This is a genomic window from Sulfitobacter sp. R86518 (assembly GCF_042466275.1).
GTDB lineage: Bacteria > Pseudomonadota > Alphaproteobacteria > Rhodobacterales > Rhodobacteraceae > Sulfitobacter > Sulfitobacter pontiacus.
Map to the genome: position 1 here is coordinate 2,214,465 of NZ_JAXHCA010000005.1, position 19,231 is coordinate 2,233,695.

20 protein-coding genes and 1 pseudogene are annotated in these 19,231 nt (G+C 62.2%); 14 read left to right on the top strand and 7 right to left on the bottom strand.

What is annotated here, in order from left to right; translation table 11 throughout:
• Positions 1 to 27: 27 nt before the first annotated feature.
• From SJY36_RS11795 to miaB, 3 genes are all read right to left on the bottom strand, one after another.
• Entirely contained in the window at positions 28 to 339 is a 312-nt protein-coding gene (locus tag SJY36_RS11795) for a hypothetical protein (protein WP_005849430.1), read from the bottom strand.
• Positions 340 to 354: 15 nt separating this feature from the next.
• Positions 355 to 930: an OmpA family protein gene (locus SJY36_RS11800; RefSeq protein ID WP_005849431.1), complete on the bottom strand. Its 576-nt coding sequence runs from the start codon at positions 928 to 930 to the stop codon at positions 355 to 357.
• A gap of 220 nt (positions 931 to 1,150) precedes the next feature.
• The gene (miaB, locus tag SJY36_RS11805; RefSeq protein WP_037944700.1) at positions 1,151 to 2,470 is read right to left on the bottom strand and encodes a tRNA (N6-isopentenyl adenosine(37)-C2)-methylthiotransferase MiaB; all 1,320 of its coding nucleotides are present in this window, start codon (positions 2,468 to 2,470) and stop codon (positions 1,151 to 1,153) included.
• A gap of 114 nt (positions 2,471 to 2,584) precedes the next feature.
• Between miaB and SJY36_RS11810 the strand changes: the two genes are divergently transcribed.
• Entirely contained in the window at positions 2,585 to 3,460 is an 876-nt protein-coding gene (locus SJY36_RS11810; RefSeq protein ID WP_386175350.1) for a glycosyltransferase family 2 protein, read from the top strand.
• Positions 3,461 to 3,502: 42 nt separating this feature from the next.
• On the opposite strand, the gene irrA is transcribed toward SJY36_RS11810, so the two are convergent.
• The gene (gene irrA / locus SJY36_RS11815; RefSeq protein ID WP_005849434.1) at positions 3,503 to 3,922 is read right to left on the bottom strand and encodes an iron response transcriptional regulator IrrA; all 420 of its coding nucleotides are present in this window, start codon (positions 3,920 to 3,922) and stop codon (positions 3,503 to 3,505) included.
• Positions 3,923 to 4,115: 193 nt separating this feature from the next.
• On the opposite strand from irrA, the gene fabA reads away from it, so the two are divergent.
• The 3 genes from fabA (at position 4,116) to SJY36_RS11830 (ending at position 6,833) form a co-directional block, all read left to right on the top strand.
• Positions 4,116 to 4,625, top strand: a complete 510-nt coding sequence (fabA, locus tag SJY36_RS11820; protein WP_005849435.1) for a bifunctional 3-hydroxydecanoyl-ACP dehydratase/trans-2-decenoyl-ACP isomerase — start codon at positions 4,116 to 4,118, stop codon at positions 4,623 to 4,625.
• Positions 4,626 to 4,802: 177 nt separating this feature from the next.
• Positions 4,803 to 6,032 (top strand): beta-ketoacyl-ACP synthase I, encoded by a 1,230-nt coding sequence (fabB, locus tag SJY36_RS11825; RefSeq protein WP_386175353.1) that lies wholly within the window; start codon positions 4,803 to 4,805, stop codon positions 6,030 to 6,032.
• A 9-nt stretch (positions 6,033 to 6,041) separates the two neighbouring features.
• Positions 6,042 to 6,833: an enoyl-ACP reductase gene (locus SJY36_RS11830; RefSeq protein ID WP_386175355.1), complete on the top strand. Its 792-nt coding sequence runs from the start codon at positions 6,042 to 6,044 to the stop codon at positions 6,831 to 6,833.
• A 142-nt stretch (positions 6,834 to 6,975) separates the two neighbouring features.
• On the opposite strand, the gene SJY36_RS11835 is transcribed toward SJY36_RS11830, so the two are convergent.
• Together SJY36_RS11835 and SJY36_RS11840 are read right to left on the bottom strand one after the other, a co-directional pair.
• Positions 6,976 to 8,088, bottom strand: a complete 1,113-nt coding sequence (locus SJY36_RS11835) for a class I SAM-dependent RNA methyltransferase (protein ID WP_386175358.1) — start codon at positions 8,086 to 8,088, stop codon at positions 6,976 to 6,978.
• Positions 8,089 to 8,184: 96 nt separating this feature from the next.
• Positions 8,185 to 8,613 carry a peptidylprolyl isomerase gene (locus tag SJY36_RS11840; RefSeq protein ID WP_005849439.1) on the bottom strand — a complete coding sequence of 143 codons (429 nt, stop codon included), beginning with the start codon at positions 8,611 to 8,613 and terminating at the stop codon, positions 8,185 to 8,187.
• A 183-nt stretch (positions 8,614 to 8,796) separates the two neighbouring features.
• Between SJY36_RS11840 and SJY36_RS11845 the strand changes: the two genes are divergently transcribed.
• The 9 genes and pseudogenes from SJY36_RS11845 to SJY36_RS11885 all read left to right on the top strand — a co-directional run bounded on the left by SJY36_RS11845 (position 8,797) and on the right by SJY36_RS11885 (position 16,940).
• Entirely contained in the window at positions 8,797 to 9,483 is a 687-nt protein-coding gene (locus tag SJY36_RS11845; RefSeq protein ID WP_386175361.1) for a haloacid dehalogenase type II, read from the top strand.
• Positions 9,483 to 10,307: an alpha/beta fold hydrolase gene (locus SJY36_RS11850; RefSeq protein WP_386175368.1), complete on the top strand. Its 825-nt coding sequence runs from the start codon at positions 9,483 to 9,485 to the stop codon at positions 10,305 to 10,307. The genes SJY36_RS11845 and SJY36_RS11850 overlap by 1 nt, the downstream gene beginning before the upstream one ends.
• Complete coding sequence (locus SJY36_RS11855) at positions 10,304 to 11,275, top strand: threonine/serine dehydratase (protein WP_386175371.1); 972 nt, start codon at positions 10,304 to 10,306, stop codon at positions 11,273 to 11,275. Before SJY36_RS11850 ends, SJY36_RS11855 begins: the two co-directional genes overlap by 4 nt.
• Before the next feature lie 21 nt (positions 11,276 to 11,296).
• Positions 11,297 to 12,085 (top strand): 3-oxoadipate enol-lactonase, encoded by a 789-nt coding sequence (pcaD, locus tag SJY36_RS11860; RefSeq protein WP_386175374.1) that lies wholly within the window; start codon positions 11,297 to 11,299, stop codon positions 12,083 to 12,085.
• Positions 12,078 to 12,788 (top strand): alpha/beta fold hydrolase, encoded by a 711-nt coding sequence (locus SJY36_RS11865; RefSeq protein WP_386175377.1) that lies wholly within the window; start codon positions 12,078 to 12,080, stop codon positions 12,786 to 12,788. The genes pcaD and SJY36_RS11865 overlap by 8 nt, the downstream gene beginning before the upstream one ends.
• 3 nt (positions 12,789 to 12,791) lie before the next feature.
• A complete protein-coding gene (locus tag SJY36_RS11870) occupies positions 12,792 to 14,117 on the top strand; it encodes a lyase family protein (RefSeq protein WP_386175379.1) in 1,326 nt (441 codons plus the stop codon).
• Positions 14,118 to 14,142: 25 nt separating this feature from the next.
• Positions 14,143 to 14,409, top strand: a pseudogene (locus SJY36_RS11875) (MFS transporter); the annotation flags it as partial.
• A 143-nt stretch (positions 14,410 to 14,552) separates the two neighbouring features.
• Positions 14,553 to 15,644, top strand: coding sequence for a zinc-binding dehydrogenase (locus SJY36_RS11880; RefSeq protein ID WP_386175382.1), 1,092 nt, complete (start codon positions 14,553 to 14,555; stop codon positions 15,642 to 15,644).
• A gap of 63 nt (positions 15,645 to 15,707) precedes the next feature.
• Positions 15,708 to 16,940, top strand: a complete 1,233-nt coding sequence (locus SJY36_RS11885) for a mandelate racemase/muconate lactonizing enzyme family protein (protein WP_386175385.1) — start codon at positions 15,708 to 15,710, stop codon at positions 16,938 to 16,940.
• Positions 16,941 to 16,985: 45 nt separating this feature from the next.
• Here the strand turns inward: SJY36_RS11885 and SJY36_RS11890 are convergent, their stop codons facing one another.
• On the bottom strand, positions 16,986 to 18,209 hold the full coding sequence (locus tag SJY36_RS11890) for an acyl-CoA dehydrogenase (RefSeq protein WP_005849449.1): 1,224 nt from the start codon (positions 18,207 to 18,209) through the stop codon (positions 16,986 to 16,988).
• Between the two features lie 98 nt (positions 18,210 to 18,307).
• On the opposite strand from SJY36_RS11890, the gene SJY36_RS11895 reads away from it, so the two are divergent.
• Positions 18,308 to 19,201: a LysR substrate-binding domain-containing protein gene (locus SJY36_RS11895; protein ID WP_037945092.1), complete on the top strand. Its 894-nt coding sequence runs from the start codon at positions 18,308 to 18,310 to the stop codon at positions 19,199 to 19,201.
• Positions 19,202 to 19,231 lie beyond the last annotated feature (30 nt).

The window sequence follows — 19,231 nt, forward strand, 5'->3', positions numbered from 1 at the left end:
ATCCTATGTGCAGGAGTGGTCGCAAGATCAGTTGGGATCTCGGACGCGCGAGCCGCCTTTGAAGTCGCCCGCCGTATATGTGGGCTGGGCCACGCCAGAGCAGACCGGCTTGCCGTATTTGTCCAGTCGCTGGCTCAGGTAGCCTTCGACGCCGTCGTCGATGATCCAGTGGTCGCAGCCATTGGGATCGACCCAGATGCCGGCCTGAAGCTGGCTCAGGTGCTTTTTGTCAAAGCCACGGTCGACGGTTTTATCGGCGGGATAGCCCCGGCCTTCGTAGTCAGCGCAGGCACCCAGTGTCAGGGCGCAGGCGGTGACCATCATAATCTTAGCTTTCATCACGTTACTGTCCCCTTAGCGAATGCAGATGATTTCGACGCGGCGGTTCTTGGCCATACCGCCCGCTGTGCCATTGGACGCCGCTGGCATCCGTTCGCCATAGCCGCGGACATCCGCGATGCGGGCCCCCGATTGCTGGGCGATGCTGGCAACCGCATTGGCACGGTTCAGCGACAGCTTCATGTTATAGGCATCCGACGCGCGGCTGTCTGTGTGCCCGCTGATGATATAGGACACGGCACCCGTGGTCTTGAAGAATTCAGCCAGACGGGCGCGGCCCTGCGGGTGCACACGGTAGCTGTCGGTGTTGAAAAACTGGTCCGTATTCATCACGCCGCAGACGTTACCCCGGCGGCAGACCGGAATACCCTGACGGGTGACATGCGGTGTCATATAGCCTTCGGCACCGTCATCCATGACCCAATGTTCACACCCATCGGGGTCAACCCAGATCGTTGGAATATACTGGCCCTTGTCGCGGCCCTGTTGAGATCTTGTTTGTGCATCGGCAGCAGATGCCTGAAGCACGAATGTTGCGGCAATCATCGTGCCCGCAAACAGCCGTAGCCCCTTGGAAATTGTATTAAACACAGCCCTCGTCCTTTTCTTACTGTCCCCCAGTCGGAAGACCCACAGATACCCCAGGCACCACGGTCGTCCGCTATATGTTGTGAGATTAAGAGGTAAACGCGCTTCTGTGAAGCGCGAATGCGGCCATATTTACTATATTACTGCCACACTTACGCCATTTTCCGGCCATTGCAGTCGTTTTGGTCTACAATCATTGCGGGCAAATCGCGGCCGGTGACACCTAAATCTGACGTGCCGTCAGCGAATTGGTTTTGGCATCAACGATTCTGACGCGGACAACGTCGCCAATTTCGGCCTGCGCCTCGTCGATATGCACAGAGTGGAGGTATTCGGATTTCCCCACCATCTGCCCAGCCTCGCGGCCCGTTTTTTCGACAAGAACAGAAACATCGCGCCCCACCATGCTGTTCTGGATCTCGCGCTGTTGACCGGTGATCAGCCCTTGCAAGCGCTGGAGGCGTTCGTCAGCTATGGCGGGTTCTACCTGCGGGCGTTCGGCGGCGGGGGTGCCGGGACGGGTCGAGTATTTGAACGAATAGGCGTAGCCGTATTTCACCTCGCGGACGAGCTCCATCGTGGCTTCGAAATCCGCGTCGGTTTCTTCGGGGAAGCCGACGATGAAATCACCCGACATCACGATATCGGGGCGCGCGGCGCGGATGCGTTCGATCAGCCGCAGATAGCTTTCGGCGGTGTGGCTGCGGTTCATCCGCTTGAGGATACGGTCCGAGCCGGATTGCACGGGCAGGTGCAGATAGGGCATCAGCTTGTCGATCTCGCCATGGGCGGCGATCAGCGCGTCGTCCATATCGTTGGGGTGGCTGGTGGTGTAGCGGATACGCTCTAGCCCGTCGATCTTGGCCAACTCCTTGATCAGGCGGGCGAGCGTGTAATCCGCCCCCTCTTCCCCCACGCCGTGATAGGCATTGACATTCTGACCCAGCAGGGTGACTTCGCGCACGCCGCGTTCTACCAGTTCGCGCGCTTCGGTCAGCACGCGGGTCGCGGGGCGCGAGACTTCGGCCCCGCGGGTATAGGGCACCACGCAGAAGGCGCAGAATTTGTCGCAGCCTTCCTGCACGGTCAGAAACGCAGAAGGCGCACGCGTCGCTTTGCCGCGGCCTTTCAGCTTTTCGAATTTATCCTCTTCGGGGAAATCCGTATCAAGCGCGGTTTTGCCAGAGCGCACGCGCGCCTCCATCGCGGGAAGGCGGTGATAGGATTGCGGCCCCACGACCAGATCAACGGCCGGCTGACGGCGCATGATCTCGGCCCCTTCGGCCTGCGCCACACAGCCTGCGACGCCAATCTTCAGATCGGGGTTCAGTTCCTTAAGAGGCTTCAGGCGGCCCAGTTCGGAATAGACTTTTTCTGCTGCCTTTTCACGGATGTGACAGGTGTTCAGCAGGATCATATCGGCGTCAGCTGCGGTCTTTGTCTCGACGTAGTTATCGCCCAGAGACTCGGCCATACGTTCACTGTCGTAGACATTCATCTGGCAGCCGTAGGTCTTGATGAACAGCTTTTTTGGCGCGGTCATGGCAGGGTCCGTTGATCAAAGGTGCAAAAGCGCGGTCTAACAGCGCCAGCGTTCTCTTGCAATGCGTCCCGATTTGACAGATTTAGGGCACAGTACAAATAGAGCCGGGGTGTCATGCAGTACCGCAGTCTTGACCATTTTATCAGTGACAGCAAAGCGGTGCTGAGCAAGGGGCCCATTGCCCTCATCATGGTCGAGGACGCGATAGAGATCGAGACGACCCTGCGCCACCACCAGCAGCTTGGCTTTGCCACCGTTGTCGCCTTTATGCCCGCCAGCTTCGTGCTGGCCCGTGATGTCGCCGAAAGCAAAGGCGTGCTGCGCGTGGATTACGACATGGACCGCGAGGGCGCGCTGGAAAATGCCGTAAACGCCGTGATCGAGGCCGCACCGGGGCAATGGCTTTATACCTGCTACAACGCCGAATATCTGTTCTACCCTTTCTGCGAGACGCGCACAGTGGGGGAGTTGCTGGCCTTTCACACAGAAGAGCGCCGCGATGCAATGCTCACCTATGTCGTTGATCTTTATGCAGATGATCTAGGTGCCGCTCCGAACGCGGTATCGCTGGACAACGCCTTTCTGGACCGGTCCGGCTATTACGCGCTGGCGCGGCCTGACGGCACGCCGGACAACCATCCCAAGGAACGGCAGCTTGATTTCTTTGGCGGATTGCGTTGGCGGTTCGAGGAACATGTGCCCGCCGCGCGGCGCAAGATCGATCGTATCTCGCTGTTCCGCGCCAAGCCCGGCTTGCGGATGCGGGACGATCACACCTTCACGGATGAAGAATACAACACCTACGCCTGCCCGTGGCACCACAATATCACGGCGTCGATCTGTTCTTTCCGCACGGCCAAGGCGCTCAAGTCCAACCCGGGCAGCAGGGATAGTATCGCCAGCTTCAAATGGCACAACTCCGCGCCGTTTGAATGGCATTCTCGCCAACTGCTGGATCTGGGGTTGATGGAACCGGGGCAGTGGTTCTGAACGCAGGGGACCGGTAAAAACCGTATCCCAGACCGAATGGCCCTAGCCCTTGCGGCGCAGACGGATCACCACATCGACCGAGGCGATCTCGGCCCCTTCGGGGGCGTCGGGCAACTGCGCGATCACCAATTGGTCAGAGGGCGCATCGGACAGGCGTGCCTCGTCCTCCCAGAAAAAATGGGGGTGATCATGGGTGTTGGTATCGAAATAGCTTTTGGACCCATCAACCGTGACTTCCTGCATCAGCCCCGCGTCGCAAAAGGCGCGCAGGGTGTTGTAGACCGTTGCCAGCGACACGGCATCGCCCTGCCCCTTGGCCGCGTCAAACAGGCTTTCGGCGGTGACATGCCGGTGCTGACCGTCGCCCACCAACAGATGCGCCAGCGTCATGCGCTGCCGCGTGGGGCGCAGGCCCGCTTTGGCAAGCCACTCAGAACTGATCTGCTGTGTTGTTTGGGTCATTGGCTATAAGTACCTCTCATGCGCTATATATAAGGGGCAATGGGGGCGGTTTTCAAACGGAAATCCGGAAACTCTTGCCAGCGCCGCCTTTCGCCGTCGCGTAAATGCGGTGTGCCTGCGCCCTTGCGGGCCTGCGGCGCGCAATGCTAAACCTGCCGGGATTTGAAATTCAGCCCTCAGGAGCCGCGATAATATGGCCGACTACCCCACCAGCTTTGACAAAGAAGCCCTGCTCAAATGCGCCCGTGGCGAGCTTTTCGGCGAAGGCAATGCGCAGCTGCCCGCCCCGCCGATGCTGATGATGGACCGGATCACAGATGTCTCGGCTGACGGCGGTGCCCATGGCAAAGGCCACATCACAGCGGAATTCGACATCACGCCGGACCTGTGGTTCTTTGACTGCCACTTCCCCGGCAACCCGATCATGCCCGGCTGCCTTGGCCTGGATGGTCTGTGGCAGCTGACCGGCTTTAACCTTGGCTGGCGCGGCTGGCAGGGGCGCGGCTATGCGCTTGGCGTGGGCGAAGTGAAGCTGACCGGCATGGTACGCCCTGACCGCAAGATGCTGACCTACAAGATCGACTTTACCAAAGCGATCCAGACCCGTCGCCTGACCATGGGCGTTGCCGATGGCATCGTCGAAGCCGACGGCGAAGTGATCTATCAGGTCAAGGACATGAAGGTCGCGCTGAGCGAGAGCTAAGCCCACCCGTCAGATCATCGCTCGGATCACCTTGCTGATCATCCAGACAGACTGATGACTTGATTTGTCGCCCCATAGGCGGCAAACGGGAAACGAACGTGCGGCCCCGCGACAAGCGTGCGGGCCGCGCAGCATCAAGAGGGCACCCGCCCCACACAGATCAAGGGAGTGCAGCCCATGCGCCGCGTCGTCGTCACAGGATTGGGAATTGTCTCGTCCATCGGAAACAATGCAGAAGAAGTTCTGGCATCGCTGAAAGACGGGACCAGCGGCATCGCCGCCAGCCCCGAAATGACAGAGCACGGCTTTCGCAGCCGCGTTGCAGGGACGCTCAAGATTGATGTGGCCGACCACATCGACAAACGCGCGCTGCGTTTCATGGGCGGCGGTGCGGCTTATGCCTATATCGCCATGCAGCAGGCCATCGCGGATGCGGGCCTGAGCGAAGACCAGATCAGCAACCCGCGCACCGGCCTTGTGGCGGGCTCTGGCGGGCCGTCGACATCGGCGCTGTTCACCGCGCATAACGTGGTGCGTGACACCGGCGCGACCAAGCGGATCGGGCCGTTTGCCGTGCCGAAATGCATGTCCTCCACCGTCAGCGCGAACCTGTCCACCGCCTTCAAGATCAAGGGCATCAACTATTCCATCACCTCGGCCTGCTCTACCTCGCTGCATTGCATCGGCAACGCGGCGGAACAGATCATGCTGGGCAAACAGGACGTGATGTTCGCTGGCGGCGGCGAAGAGCTTGACTGGACGCTGTCCTGCCTGTTCGACGCCATGGGCGCGATGAGCAGTAAATATAACGACGCCCCCGAAACCGCGAGCCGCGCCTTTGACGCCAACCGCGACGGGTTCGTCATCTCGGGCGGCGGCGGCATGCTGGTGCTCGAAGAGCTTGAGCACGCCAAGGCGCGCGGTGCCACGATCTATGCCGAAGTCACCGGCTATGCGGCGACATCCGATGGTCACGACATGGTGGCCCCGTCCGGCGAGGGCGGCGAACGCGCCATGCGCTTGGCACTGGAAACCCTGCCCGAGGGCCGCAAGGTCGGCTATATCAACGCGCATGGTACCTCCACACCGGTCGGCGACGTGGGCGAGATCGAAGCGGTCCGTCGCGTTTTTGGCCAGGGCAGCACGCCCCCCGTCAGCTCGACCAAGTCGATGACCGGCCACGCCCAAGGCGCTGCCGGCGCGCTCGAGGCGATCTTCTGCCTGCTGATGCTCAAGAATGACTTTATCGCCAAATCCATCAACGTCGTTGATCTGGACCCGAAACTGGACCCGTCCGAAATCGCGCTGGAGCGTGTGGACAATGCCGGTCTGGATTCTGTGATGACCAACTCCTTCGGGTTCGGCGGCACCAACGGATCGATGATCCTTTCCAAATTCCAAGAGTAAGGGCAGCAGATGTCAGACATGCTTAAAGGAAAACGCGGCCTGATCATGGGTGTCGCGAACGAACGCTCCATCGCTTGGGGCATTGCCAAGGCGATGGCTGAAGCCGGTGCGGAACTGGCGTTCACCTATCAAGGCGATGCCTTTGGCTCGCGCCTCAAGCCCTTGGCCGAAAGCGTCGGGTCGGACTTCATGGTCGATGTCGATGTCACCGACGACGCCTCGCTTGATGCCGCGTTTGACCAATTGGGCGCGCGTTGGCCCACGATCGATTTCGTCGTCCACGCCATCGCCTTTTCCGACAAGTCCGAGCTGACTGGCCGATTCCTGAACACCAGCCGCGCGAACTTCAAGAACTCGATGGATATCTCGGCCTATTCCTTCATCGAGATCGCCCGCCGTGCGCACCCGCTGATGGTCGAGAATGGCGGCACCCTGCTGACGCTGACCTATATGGGATCAAACCGCGTGACGCCCAACTACAACGTCATGGGCGTGGCAAAGGCCGCATTGGAAAGCGCCACGCGCTATCTGGCGAATGATCTGGGCCCCGAAGGCATCCGCGTCAACGCGATCAGCCCCGGCCCGATGAAAACGCTTGCGGGTGCCGCGATTGGCGGGGCGCGCAAGACCTATAAACACACCGACACAAACGCCCCCATGCGCGCCAATGCGACGTTGGAAGCGGTTGGCGGGACCGCGGTCTATCTGGCCTCGGATGCCGGTGCTTGCACAACGGGCGAGATTATCCGCGTGGATGGCGGGTTCCATGTGCTGGGGATGCCGCAGGCGGAGAATCTTTGACGGTACTGGCGGACCGGGGCGCTGCCACAAATTCTATTTCCGGGGCTCTGCCACAAAGTTCTATTTACGGGGCTCTGCCCCGGCCCCCGGGATTTCAGACCATTTGGAAATAGGCCGTCGCGTCTGGAAAGGGCCGTCGCGTTTACCGTAGGGGCGGGGTTTGATAGAGCCAGACCTTCATGCCGCCATGGGCGATGGCGGGACCTTGGGGTTTCCACGGCAGGCCGGTGGCTTTGGCCAAGGGCGGCTCGGACGTGACAAGGCCGACGCGCCAGCCCTTGAAGCGCGTGAGCAGCGTTTGGCCGAGCGTGCCATACAGCGGATAAAGCAGTTTCTTGTTGCCGATGCGCCCGCCGTAGGGCGGGTTCACCATGACAAGGCCGGGGGGGCCATCGGGCGGGGACAGCTCCCCCGCGGCGTGGTTTTCGAAGGTTACGGCATCGGCCACCCCTGCCCGTTCGGCATTCATACGGCTCATCCGGACGGCACCCGCGTCACGGTCGGAACCATAGAAACGCAGCGACGTGGATGTGGTGGGAGTGTCGCGCATGGCGGCCCATTGTGCAGCGTCAAAGCTCGCGAGGTCTTCGAAAGCGAAAGGGCGCGAGCGCCCGGGGTTGAGGCCCATGGCGATCTCGGCCGCCTCGATCACGAAGGTCCCTGAGCCGCACATCGGATCGACCACCGTCTCGGTGCCCGTGTACCCCGCTTGACGTAGCATCAGATAGGCCAGGTTTTCGCGCATCGGCGCTTTGCCCACGGCTTCCTTGTGGCCGCGCTTGTGCAGCGCATCGCCCGAGGTATCGAGGCTGATGGTCACCACATTGTCGTCGATCCGAACCTTGAGCACGAGAGCCGCCTCGGGCGAGATCGTGACCCCGAGGCTTTCGCGCAAGGCGGTTTCAATCCGCTGGGTCGCGGCACCGGCGTGATAGATTTTAGAGGCTTTCGTGGTCACCTGCACCCGCAGCGGCACATCGGCGCGCAGCACATCGCCCCAGGGGAACTTGCGCGCGCGTTTGTCCAGCTGCGCCAGATGGAACGCCATGAAGGACCCGATCCGCGCCAGCACGCGCGAGGCTCCGCGCAGTTGCAGGTTCGCGCGCCAGACCTCGGGCCAGCCGCCCTGCACCGTGATCCCGCCGGGCGAGGCCACAGGATTGGCAAAGCCTTTTTCTGTCACCTCGGCGAGAAGCATGTCTTCCAGACCGGGGGTGGCCACGATAAAAATGTCGAAGGTGTTTTGACTGTCCATGACCGCTGCTTACTGCGCGGCGCGCGAGGTTTCGAGCGGTTTCTTGGAGCAAGACAGTCCGGCGCGATCAAAAGCGCCGGACTGTATGGGCCTGGTTCAGGCGATTTTTACCAGTTCGATGTCGAACTGCAGGTCTTTGCCCGCCAGCGGGTGGTTGGCGTCAAGTGTCACAGTGGCGTCGTCAACCTCGACAACCATCACCGGCATCGCCTGCCCGTCCGGGGTTTGCATCTGCAGTTGCGTGCCGATTTCCAGCGGGATATCCGCAGGGATGCCTTCGCGTGGCACGGCCTGACGCATCTCGGGGTTCACATCGCCGTAGGCCTCTGCGCTGCCGATCTTGACGACTTTCTTGTCGCCGACTTCCATGCCGGGCATCGCGCTGTCGAGGCCGGGGATGATCTGGCCGGACCCGACCGTGAACTCCAAAGGCTCGCGCCCTTCCGAGCTGTCGAAGGTGCTGCCGTCAAGCAGGGTACCAGTGTAGTGAATAGCAACAGTATCGCCGGATTTAACCTGCGTCATAGAAAGCTCCGATCCATAAAGGGAAAATACAGGAGGCCGCGTATCTGCGCGGGTGCTCCGGGTTCGGCGCGCAGTGTTTCAAGCCTGCGTCCCGTCGTAAACCCCCATGAGGCCAGTTTTTCGGCCTTTTCTGTCGTGACGGGTCGTGACAGTCTTGCGAAAGAAATATTCAGGGGGGAAATCATGGCGATTACAACATGCGTGTTCGACGCATATGGCACCTTGTTCGATGTGGCCGCAGCCGCACGACAAGCCGCGTCAGAGCCGGATTTTGCAGCGATAAAAGACAGCTGGCCGCAGGTCGCCGAACATTGGCGGCAAAAGCAGCTTGGCTATTCCTGGCTGCGCGCTGTCACCAGTAAACACGATGATTTCTGGCAGGTCACCCAAGAAGGTCTGGACTGGGCACTGGAAAAGACCGGAAACGATAACGACCCTGCCCTGCGCGAACGCCTGCTGGCGCTTTACTGGGAGCTGCAGGCCTTCCCCGAAGTTCCCAAGATGCTGAAAACGCTAAAGGAAGCTGGGCTGAATACCGCGATCTTGTCGAACGGATCACCAGCCATGCTGGACGGTGCGGTTTCTTCCGCCAATCTGGGTGACACGCTGGATGCGGTGCTGTCGGTGGAAAGCGTCGGCGTCTTCAAGCCACATACGAAAGTCTATGAACTGGTCGGTCAGCGCTTTGCCTGCGCGACCTCCGAGGTGTTGTTCGTCTCGTCCAACGGATGGGATGCGGCGGCGGCGACAGGCTTTGGCTTTACCACCGCTTGGGTCAACCGCGCGGGAGAGCCGATGGACCGGCTGCCGTGGCAACCGGCCCATGTGCTGCAGGACCTCAACGGCATCCCAGAACTGGCAGGCGTATAATGGCTCATTTCACCACATCCGACGGGCTATCGCTCTATTTCACTGACGAAGGGGCGGGTCTGCCGATTCTCTGTCTTGCAGGATTGACCCGGACCACAGCGGATTTCGACTATGTCACCCCCCATCTGAAGGGCGTGAGGCTGATCAAGATGGACTATCGCGGGCGCGGGCGCTCTGACTTCGACCCCGACTGGTCACACTACTCCCCCCCGGTTGAATGTCGTGATGCGCTGGAGCTGCTGGATCATCTTGGCATCGACAAGGCCGCCGTGCTTGGCACCTCGCGCGGGGGGCTGAATGCATTGGGGCTGGCCAAGGGAGCCAAGGATAGGTTGCTGGGCGTCGCCTTTAACGACGTTGGCCCGCATATTGACCCGCAGGGGCTGAATTTCATCATGGGCTATATCGGCCGCAATCCTGCTGCCAAGACCCATGCCGAGGCCGCCGCCGCCATGCCGCGTGTGTTTCCCGAATTTGATGGCGTGCCCGACAGCCGTTGGATGGAAGAGGCGCAAAAGCATTACACCCAGAGCGAAAGCGGCTTGCAGATCACGTATGACAAGCACCTGCGTGATGCGGTGGCCAAGGCGTTCTCCGCCCCCTCCCCCGACCTGTGGCCGTTCTTTGACGCGCTTGACGGGCTGCCGATTGCCTGCATCCGTGGCATGGCGTCCAATCTGCTGAGCGAGGAAACCTTGCAAGAGATGGAACGCCGCCGCCCCGATATGGTGGTCGCGCGGGTGCCGGGACGTGGGCATATTCCGTTTCTGGACGAACCAGAGGCGGTTGCGGCCTTGAACGAATGGATCGGGAAGATGCAATGAATATCGACATGATCCGCGCGGCAGCGCGGCGGCTGGAGGGGCACGTGCGGCGCACGCCTTTGCTGAACTCTCCGTTTCTGGATGACATCGCGGGGCGGCGCGTTTGGGTCAAGCCCGAGTGCCTGCAACACACCGGCAGCTTCAAGTTTCGCGGCGGCTGGTCGGCGGTGTCGGCACTGGAGCCCTCCGTGCGCGCCAAGGGGGTCATCGCCTTTTCCAGTGGCAACCACGCCCAAGGAGTCGCCTATGCGGCCAAGCTGCACGGGGTGCCTGCGGTGATCATTATGCCCGCCGACGCCCCCCGTCTGAAGATCGCCAACACCCGCGCACTTGGGGCCGAGGTCGTGCTTTATGACCGCATGACCGAGGACCGCGACGCCATCGGCGCGGCTATGGCGGAGGAACGCGGCCTCACGCTGGTCAAGCCTTTCGACGATCCGCTGGTGATTGCCGGTCAGGGGACAACGGGGCTCGAGATCGCGCAGCAGGCCGCCGACGCGGGGATCGCCCGCGCCGATGTGATTGCCTGCTGTGGTGGCGGGGGGCTGACCTCTGGCATCGCGCTGGCGCTTGAAGCCGAGGCACCGGGGCTGCGCGCGCGCACCGCCGAGCCCGAAGGCTTTGACGATGCCGCGCGGTCGCTCGCCGCAGGAGAGATCACGCGCAACGCCGCCCTTGGCGGGTCGATCTGCGATGCCATCGTTACGCCGCAACCGGGTGATCTGACCTTTCCGATCCTCAAGCGGCTTTGCGGCCCCGGCCTTGTGGTCAGCGACGCAGAGGCGCTGCAGGCGATTGGCCATGCGTTCAACCGGCTGAAACTTGTGGCCGAACCCGGCGGGGCTGTGGCCCTCGCCGCCGCGCTGTTCCGGCAAGACGAGATCGACGGCGACGATGTGATCGTCACCATCTCGGGCGGGAATGTAGACAGTGATATTTTCTCGCGGGCGCTTGCCACGCTTGACTGACGCCCCACAGGAGGTTCTGACATGAAGATTTTCGATACTGGCGATGTGCGTCTGCATTACCGTGTGGATGGCCCCGAGGACGGTGCGCCTGTGGTCTTTGCCAATTCACTGGGGACTGATCTGCGCCTGTGGGATCCGATCCTGCCGCTGCTGCCCAAGGGTCTGCGCATCATCCGTTTTGACAAACGCGGGCATGGGCTGTCGTCCTGCCCACCTGCGCCCTATGCGATGGGGGCGCTGATTGGTGATACGGAAAAGCTGCTGGATCATCTGGGCGTAAAGGGCTGCGTCTTTGTCGGGCTGTCGATCGGCGGGATGATCGCCCAAGGGCTTGCGACCAAGCGGCTGGACCTGATCCGCGCCATGGTGCTGTCCAATACCGCCGCCAAGATCGGTACCAAGGATATGTGGGCAGACCGCGTGCGCGCCGTGCAAGAAAGCGGGATCGAACCGATGGCAGATACCATCATGGAACGCTGGTTCGCCGCCCCCTTCCGCGCCACGCCCGAGCTTGAGCTTTGGCGCAGTATGGTCGTACGCCAACCGGCCGAAGGCTATGCCGGTTGCTCTGCCGCGATTTCGGGAACCGATTTCTACACGCCCACGGCGGCGCTGCGCCTGCCAGTGATGGGGATCGCGGGCTCCGAAGACGGGTCAACGCCCCCTGATCTGGTACGCGAGACCATCGAGCTGATCCCGGGATCCAAGTTCAAGATCATCCGCAAGGCCGGCCATCTGCCCTGTGTCGAACACCCACAGGAATATGCAGCGCTGCTGACCGAGTTTTTGCAGAGCGTCGGCCATGTCTGACATCCTTTTGGTCCACGGCTCGTGCCACGGCGCGTGGTGCTGGCGCGATCTGATCCCTGCGTTGCAAGAAGTGGGCCACAGCCCCCGTGCGATTGATCTGCCCAGCCACGGCGACGACACGACGCCGGTCAACGCGGTCACGCTCGACAGCTATGCCGATGCGGTGCTTGCGGCCTCTACCCCCGATACGGTGGTGGTGGGTCATTCGATGGGCGGTTTCGCCATCGGGGCGGCGGCACAGAAAAATCCAAGCGCCATGGCGCGGCTGATCTATCTATGTGCCTACGTCCCTGCGGCGGGGCTATCGCTGGCCGAGATGCGCAAACAGGCCCCGTCGCAACCGCTGATGCCCGCTGTGCGCCTCGCCCCCGATGGCAAAAGCTTTACCCTTGATCCCGCGATGACAGAGGCGCTGTTCTATCACGACTGCCCGCCGGATGTCGCAGGTTTTGCCGCACCACGCCTCTGCGCGCAGGCCGTGGCCCCGACGATCAAGCCTCTGCCAGATACTGCCCGTGCGGACGCCATGCCGCGCAGCTATATCCGCTGTATGGACGACCGCACCATCTCGCCCGCCTATCAGGTCACGATGACGAAAGACTGGCCAAGCGCGGATGTTCATGAGATGGCCTGCGGGCATTCACCCTTCTTTACCGATCCCGCCGGTCTGGCGCGGATCATTGACGACATTATCCCGAGGTAACCCATGGCCGCCAGCGTCTTTGACAGCCCCCTGTTCGCACAGCTTTTCAACACCGGTGACGCAGGCCGCCTGTTCTCGGACAGCGCTGCGATCCGCGCGATGCTGCTGGTCGAAGGGGCGCTGGCCAAGGTGCAGGGCAGCCTTGGTATCATCCCCGAGATGAGCGCCGCCGCGATCCACCGCGCCTCTCTCGAGATTCAGGTCGACCCCGGGGCGATTGCCGCCTCTACCGGAGAGAACGGCGTGTCCGTGCCCGGGCTTCTGGCGCAGTTCCGCGCTGAGATGCAGGCACCGGAATTTGCCCAGCACGTCCATTGGGGCGCGACCAGTCAGGACATCATCGACACGGCGCTGATGCTGCGCCTACGTCAGGCGCTCAAGCTGGCGGAAACCGATCTGCGCGAGATCATCGCGGCCCTTGCGGCAGGTGCCGAACAACACCAATCCCTGCCGATGCCTGCCCGCACCTATGGCCAGCACGCCACCCCCACCAGCTGGGGCGCGGTGCTGGCGGAATGGGGTATGCCGCTGTGCGATGCGCTCGACCAGCTTGAGGCGCTGCGCGAAGGGTCGCTGTTCGTGTCCCTGTCGGGGGCGGCGGGGACGGGATCTGCCCTTGGTCCCAAGGCTGCCGAGACCCGCGCGCAGCTGGCCCAAGCGCTTGGGCTGCAAGACCCCGGGCGCAGCTGGCATGTGGACCGCGGCCCCGTGCTGCGCATCGCCGATTGGCAGGGCCGCGTGATGGCGGCGCTGGCGCATATCGCGCAAAGCACGCTGGCGCTGGCCATGACCGAAACCGCCGAGCTTGCCCTTGGGGCGGCAGGCGCGTCGTCGACCATGCCGCAAAAACAGAACCCCGTGGGGCCCTCGGCGATTGTTGCCCTCGGGCACCAGTTCACCGGCCAGCGCGCCACGCTACAGGCCGCCGCGGCGCATCAGCATCAGCGTGATGGCGGCGCGTGGTTCGCGGAATGGATGGCCGTGCCCCAGCTGGCACTGAGCCTTGCCGCCGCGCTGAACCACACGAAAAGCCTTGTCGCGGGGCTGACGCCGCACCCTGTGAAAATGCGCAGCGCGCTGACAGACGGGCTGGGCCTGATCCACGCCGAAGCGCTGAGCTTTGCCCTAGCCGAAACGATGCCCCGCCCCGAGGCCCAGAAGATCACCAAACAGCTTTGTCAGGATGCGCTGGCCAAACAGGTGCCGCTGGCCGATCTGGTCCACGCGGATTACCCCGACGTGGCCGAGACCCTTTTCGACCCGTCAACCCAGATGGGACAGGCCCCCGCAGATGCAGCCGCCTTCGTGGCCCGCGCGCGTGCGCTGTAACCGCGCAACCGGCGCGCGATAGCCCATGCGTCCGGCGGTCATATTTATCATCCTGACCGTCATGATCGATGCCATGGGCATTGGTCTGATCATCCCTGTGATGCCGGACCTGATCGCGCAGGTCCAATCCGCCGATCTGTCACGCGCCGCGCTGTGGGGCGGTGTGTTGGCGACGACATTCGCGGTGATGCAATTCCTGTTCAGCCCGCTGGTGGGCAGCCTGTCCGACCGCTTCGGGCGCAGGCCGGTGCTGCTGACCTCGCTGAGTGTGATGGCGCGGGTGGTCGCCTTGGTGGTCTTCCGGCGCGTGCGTATTAATCCCGCGCATGTGGACTGACATAACGTAAGCCTGAGCCAGCGCGGCGCATATAGGCTTGCGGGAGGGGGCAGAGCTTGCCACCCTTCCCAAAACTCACGCGCCCGGAAGGACCCGTTATGCCGTTGATCAAAGCCGCCGTTTGCCATAAATTTGGTGCTCCCCTGAAAATCGAAGACGTAGAACTCCGCGCCCCGGAGGGGGCCGAGGTCGAGGTGACGCTGGATGCCGTAGCGATCTGCCATTCGGACATTTCTTTTGCCAGCGGCGGCTGGGGCGGATCGCTGCCCGCGGTCTATGGTCACGAGGCCGCGGGACGGGTGACCGCTGTGGGCGACAGGGTAAGCGGTGTCTCGGTCGGGGATAGCGTCGTGGTCACGCTGATCCGCGCCTGCGGCAGCTGCCCCAACTGCGCTAGCGGTCGTCCTGTGATCTGCGAAACACCCTATGACGGCGACACCGGCCCGCTGAAAACCAAGGACGGCGGCAAGCTGCATCAGGCCATGGCATCGGGTGCCTTTGCCGAAAAAGTCGTTGTGGATCAGGCGCAGGTCGTCAGGATCAGCGCCGATATTCCCAAGGATGCCGCCAGCCTTATCGCCTGCGGGGTGATTACCGGCGTCGGTGCGGTGGTCAATGCTGCGCAATTGCGGGCCGGTCAGGACGTTGTGGTCATCGGTGCCGGTGGCGTCGGGCTGAACGCCGTTCAGGGCGCGCGCATCGCCGGGGCCCGCCGCATCGTCGCCGTGGATATGAGCGCCGAGAAGCTGGAGATCGCCAAGGAGTTCGGGGCCACGGATGGTATCCTTGCCACCGAAGACAAACCCTGGGGGCAGTTGGAACAGGCGATTGGCCGCAAGGGTGTGGATGCGGTGATCGTGACCGTTGGGGCGATCCCTGCCTATAACGACGCGCCGAAATACCTTGCCGCGGGGGGGCGTGTGGTCATGGTCGGCATGCCTCATATCGGCGACGGCGCGACCTATGACCCCGGCACATTCGCCGCAATGGGTCAGGGCACGGTCGGCTCCAAAATGGGCGACGTGGTGATCCAGCGCGATATTCCGTGGATGGTCGATCTATATGCCCAAGGACGGCTGAAACTGGACGAGCTGATCTCGGGGCGGTGGTCACTGGAGCAGATCAACGACGCAATCGAGGATACCAAGACCGGTGCCGCGCGGCGCAATGTCATCCTGTTTGACCGCTAGCGCCACGGGGGCCAGCCCCCGTACCCCCGGGATTTTGAACCATTTGGAAAAGAGGATCACGCGATGAAATTGCAAGATCTTGAGGTTATCGTCACAGCGCCCCCTGCCCCCGGTTGGGGCGGGCGCTATTGGATTTTGGTCAAGCTGACCACGGATACCGGCATTGTGGGCTGGGGCGAATGTTATGCGGCGTCGGTTGGGCCGCAGGCCATGCGCGCGGTGATCGAGGATGTTTTTGCACGTCACATGCAGGGCGAGAATCCCGAAAATATCGAGCTGATGTACCGCCGCGCCTATTCGTCAGGCTTTACGCAGCGGCCCGACCTGACCGTCATGGGCGCATTTTCGGGTCTGGAAATCGCCTGCTGGGATATTCTGGGCAAGGATCGCGATCGTCCGGTCTATGCCTTGATCGGCGGCAGGATGAACGAACGCGTGCGGGGCTATACCTATCTTTACCCGCTGCCGCATCACGATATGACCGCTTTCTGGACCTCGCCCGAGATGGCGGCGGAATTGGCGCTGGACTGTGTGGCGCGTGGCTATACCGCGATCAAGTTCGATCCGGCGGGGCCCTATACCATGCGCGGCGGGCATATGCCGGGGATGACCGACATCTCGCAATCTGTCGCCTTTTGCAAAGCGATCCGCGCGGCCGTTGGCGACAAGGCCGATCTGCTGTTCGGCACCCACGGGCAATTCACCACCGCAGGCGCAATCCGGCTGGGACAGGCCATCGCGCCCTATAGCCCGCTCTGGTACGAAGAGCCGATCCCGCCAGATGCGGTCGAACAGATGGCCGCCGTGGCGCGGGCCGTGCCGATCCCTGTCGCGACCGGAGAACGGCTGACCACCAAGGCCGAGTTCGCGCCGGTGCTGCGGTCGGGGGCGGCGGCGATCCTGCAGCCTGCCTTGGGCCGTGTCGGTGGCATCTGGGAGGCCAAGAAGATCGCCGCCATGGCAGAGGTCTATAACGCGCAAATCGCGCCGCATCTTTATGCGGGTCCAGTGGAATGGGCGGCCAATATCCATCTGGCAACATCGATCCCGAATGTCCTGATGTGCGAATGTATCGAAACGCCGTTCCACGACCAGTTGATCAAGAGCACGATAAAGGTAGAGGACGGGTTTATCACAGCCCCCACCGCCGCTGGCCTGGGCATAGAGGTGGATGAGGCATTGGCCCGCGCGCATCCGTATACCGGCAACGGGCTGCACCTGGAAATGCAGGAAGCGCCTTGTGATTACGTCAACGGGAATGCGTTTGAAGGGGGGGCACCGTCGGTCAAATCCTGACGGGTCCGGTGGTATGAGGGGGCCGCAGCCCCCTCAGCCAGAGATTTAGAAGAACGCCTGCAGGCCGGTCTGGGCGCGGCCCAGGATCAGCGCGTGCACGTCGTGCGTGCCTTCATAGGTGTTCACCGTCTCGAGGTTCATCATGTGGCGGATCACCTGGAATTCGCCGCTGATGCCGTTGCCGCCGTGCATGTCGCGGGACATGCGGGCGATGTCCAGCGCCTTGCCGCAGTTGTTGCGCTTGACGATAGAGATCATTTCCGGCGCGGCGTTGGCGTTGTCCATCAGACGGCCCACTTGCAACGAGGCTTGCAGGCCAAGCGCGATTTCGGTCTGCATGTCGGCAAGTTTCTTTTGGAACAGCTGTGTCTGCGCCAGCGGTTTGTTGAACTGTTTGCGGTCCAGACCGTATTGACGCGAGGCGTGCCAGCAGAATTCAGCGGCCCCCAGTGCACCCCAGCTGATGCCATAGCGGGCGCGGTTAAGACAGCCGAACGGGCCTTTCAGACCTTCGACATGGGGCAGCAGGGCATCTTCACCGACTTCGACGTTGTCCATCACGATCTCGCCTGTGATCGAGGCACGCAGCGACAGTTTGTTGCCGATTTTTGGCGCGGACAGACCCTTCATGCCTTTTTCAAGGATGAAGCCGCGGATCTTGCCGCCGTGCTCTTCGGACTTGGCCCAGACCACGAAGACATCCGCGATCGGCGCGTTCGAGATCCACATCTTGGAGCCGGTCAGCTTGTAGCCGTTGGCGGTTTTCACCGCACGGGTTTTCATGCCCGCAGGGTCGGAGCCCGCATCAGGTTCTGTCAGGCCAAAGCAGCCGATGAATTCGCCGCTGGACAGTTTGGGCAGATACTTCATGCGCTGCTCTTCCGAGCCATAGGCGTAGATCGGGTACATGACGAGGCTGGATTGCACGGACATCATCGACCGATAGCCGCTGTCCACACGTTCCACTTCGCGCGCGACCAGACCGTAAGACACATAATTGCCGCCCAAGCCGCCGTATTGTTCGGGCACGGTGACGCCCAGAAGGCCCATGTCGCCCATCTCGCGGAAGATCGCGGGGTCGGTGGTTTCATTGGCGAAAGCGTCGATCACGCGGGGCTGTAGCTTTTCCTGCGCATAGGCGCGCGCGCTTTCCTGGATCATGCGTTCGTCTTCGGTCAGCTGTTCGTTCAGGCGGAACGCATCCGCCCAATCAAAGCTGCCCATGTCGGGGGCGTCTTTGGCTTTCAATACGGGCAATTCGGTGCTCATGGTATGTCCTCCTCGGGGTTCGGATTTGGGCGCAGTATTGCAAAGCCCGGCGGCAATGACTATCGCTGGTTACTCCTGAACCTATGAGTCAAAGTCATATGATCGCCCCGCGTCGCTTCCTTCCGTCGGTCAACGCCCTGCTCGCATTCGAGGCAGTGGCACGCTTGGGCAGCGCCACTTTGGCGGCGCAGGAACTGTCCCTGACGCAAAGCGCGATCAGCCGGCAGCTCAAGACGCTCGAGGCGCAGTTGAATGTGGCGCTGCTGGATCGCCAAGGGCGTCAGCTGGTGCTGACAGAGGCGGGAAAAAGCTATGTAATTCAGGTGCGTGACGTTTTGAACAGGCTGGCTCAGGCCTCCATCACCGCGCGCACGAACCCAATTGCGGGGGCGCTGAACCTTGCCATTCTGCCGGGGTTCGGCATGCATTGGCTGGCCCCGCGGCTGCGCGACTTTGCCCAGTCCCACCCGGAGGTGACAGTGAACCTCAGCACGCGGCTGCATCCGTTTTCCTTCCAGAACAGCCCCTTTGACGCTGCAATACATTTTGGCAAGGAAGACTGGCCCGGTGTGCGCTATTTGCCGCTGATGCCCGAGACGGTGGTCCCCGTCTGCGCGCCCGAGCTGCTGACCGAACCGCTGGAGGATCCCAGCCAGATCCTGCGCTATGCGCTGCTGCATCTGGATACCCGCCCGCGCGGCTGGTCGCGGTGGCTGAGCGCGCTTGGTGTCACGCAAGAACCCCCTGCCGGCATGATGTTCGACCAGTTCTCAACCATGGCGCAGGCGGCGGTACACGGGTTGGGCGTGGCGCTGCTTCCTACCTTTTCGGCCGAGCCCTATCTGCGCGACGGGCAGCTTGTGCTGGCATCAACGCAGACGACACAGAGCATCGGGAATTACTACCTCGTCTGGCCCGAGGACCGTGCCGAAACCGCGGCCTTGCAGTCGTTCAAGACGTGGCTCGACGGGCAGACGGGTCAGGTTCTTTAGCATAGGCCAAGGTTCTGAAGCATATTCGCC

Bases quoted from the DNA above. Each gene is read 5' to 3' on its own strand.
- SJY36_RS11795 (WP_005849430.1), bottom strand. From the start codon at position 339: ATGAAAGCTAAGATTATGATGGTCACCGCCTGCGCCCTGACACTGGGT.
- SJY36_RS11865 (WP_386175377.1), top strand. From the start codon at position 12,078: ATGTCTGACATCCTTTTGGTCCACGGCTCGTGCCACGGCGCGTGGTGC.
- SJY36_RS11880 (WP_386175382.1), top strand. From the start codon at position 14,553: ATGCCGTTGATCAAAGCCGCCGTTTGCCATAAATTTGGTGCTCCCCTG.
- SJY36_RS11830 (WP_386175355.1), top strand. From the start codon at position 6,042: ATGTCAGACATGCTTAAAGGAAAACGCGGCCTGATCATGGGTGTCGCG.
- fabB (WP_386175353.1), top strand. From the start codon at position 4,803: ATGCGCCGCGTCGTCGTCACAGGATTGGGAATTGTCTCGTCCATCGGA.
- SJY36_RS11840 (WP_005849439.1), bottom strand. From the start codon at position 8,613: ATGACGCAGGTTAAATCCGGCGATACTGTTGCTATTCACTACACTGGT.
- SJY36_RS11895 (WP_037945092.1), top strand. From the start codon at position 18,308: ATGATCGCCCCGCGTCGCTTCCTTCCGTCGGTCAACGCCCTGCTCGCA.
- SJY36_RS11850 (WP_386175368.1), top strand. From the start codon at position 9,483: ATGGCTCATTTCACCACATCCGACGGGCTATCGCTCTATTTCACTGAC.
- irrA (WP_005849434.1), bottom strand. From the start codon at position 3,922: ATGACCCAAACAACACAGCAGATCAGTTCTGAGTGGCTTGCCAAAGCG.
- miaB (WP_037944700.1), bottom strand. From the start codon at position 2,470: ATGACCGCGCCAAAAAAGCTGTTCATCAAGACCTACGGCTGCCAGATG.
- SJY36_RS11810 (WP_386175350.1), top strand. From the start codon at position 2,585: ATGCAGTACCGCAGTCTTGACCATTTTATCAGTGACAGCAAAGCGGTG.
- fabA (WP_005849435.1), top strand. From the start codon at position 4,116: ATGGCCGACTACCCCACCAGCTTTGACAAAGAAGCCCTGCTCAAATGC.
- SJY36_RS11890 (WP_005849449.1), bottom strand. From the start codon at position 18,209: ATGAGCACCGAATTGCCCGTATTGAAAGCCAAAGACGCCCCCGACATG.
- SJY36_RS11870 (WP_386175379.1), top strand. From the start codon at position 12,792: ATGGCCGCCAGCGTCTTTGACAGCCCCCTGTTCGCACAGCTTTTCAAC.
- SJY36_RS11835 (WP_386175358.1), bottom strand. From the start codon at position 8,088: ATGGACAGTCAAAACACCTTCGACATTTTTATCGTGGCCACCCCCGGT.
- SJY36_RS11845 (WP_386175361.1), top strand. From the start codon at position 8,797: ATGGCGATTACAACATGCGTGTTCGACGCATATGGCACCTTGTTCGAT.
- SJY36_RS11855 (WP_386175371.1), top strand. From the start codon at position 10,304: ATGAATATCGACATGATCCGCGCGGCAGCGCGGCGGCTGGAGGGGCAC.
- SJY36_RS11885 (WP_386175385.1), top strand. From the start codon at position 15,708: ATGAAATTGCAAGATCTTGAGGTTATCGTCACAGCGCCCCCTGCCCCC.
- pcaD (WP_386175374.1), top strand. From the start codon at position 11,297: ATGAAGATTTTCGATACTGGCGATGTGCGTCTGCATTACCGTGTGGAT.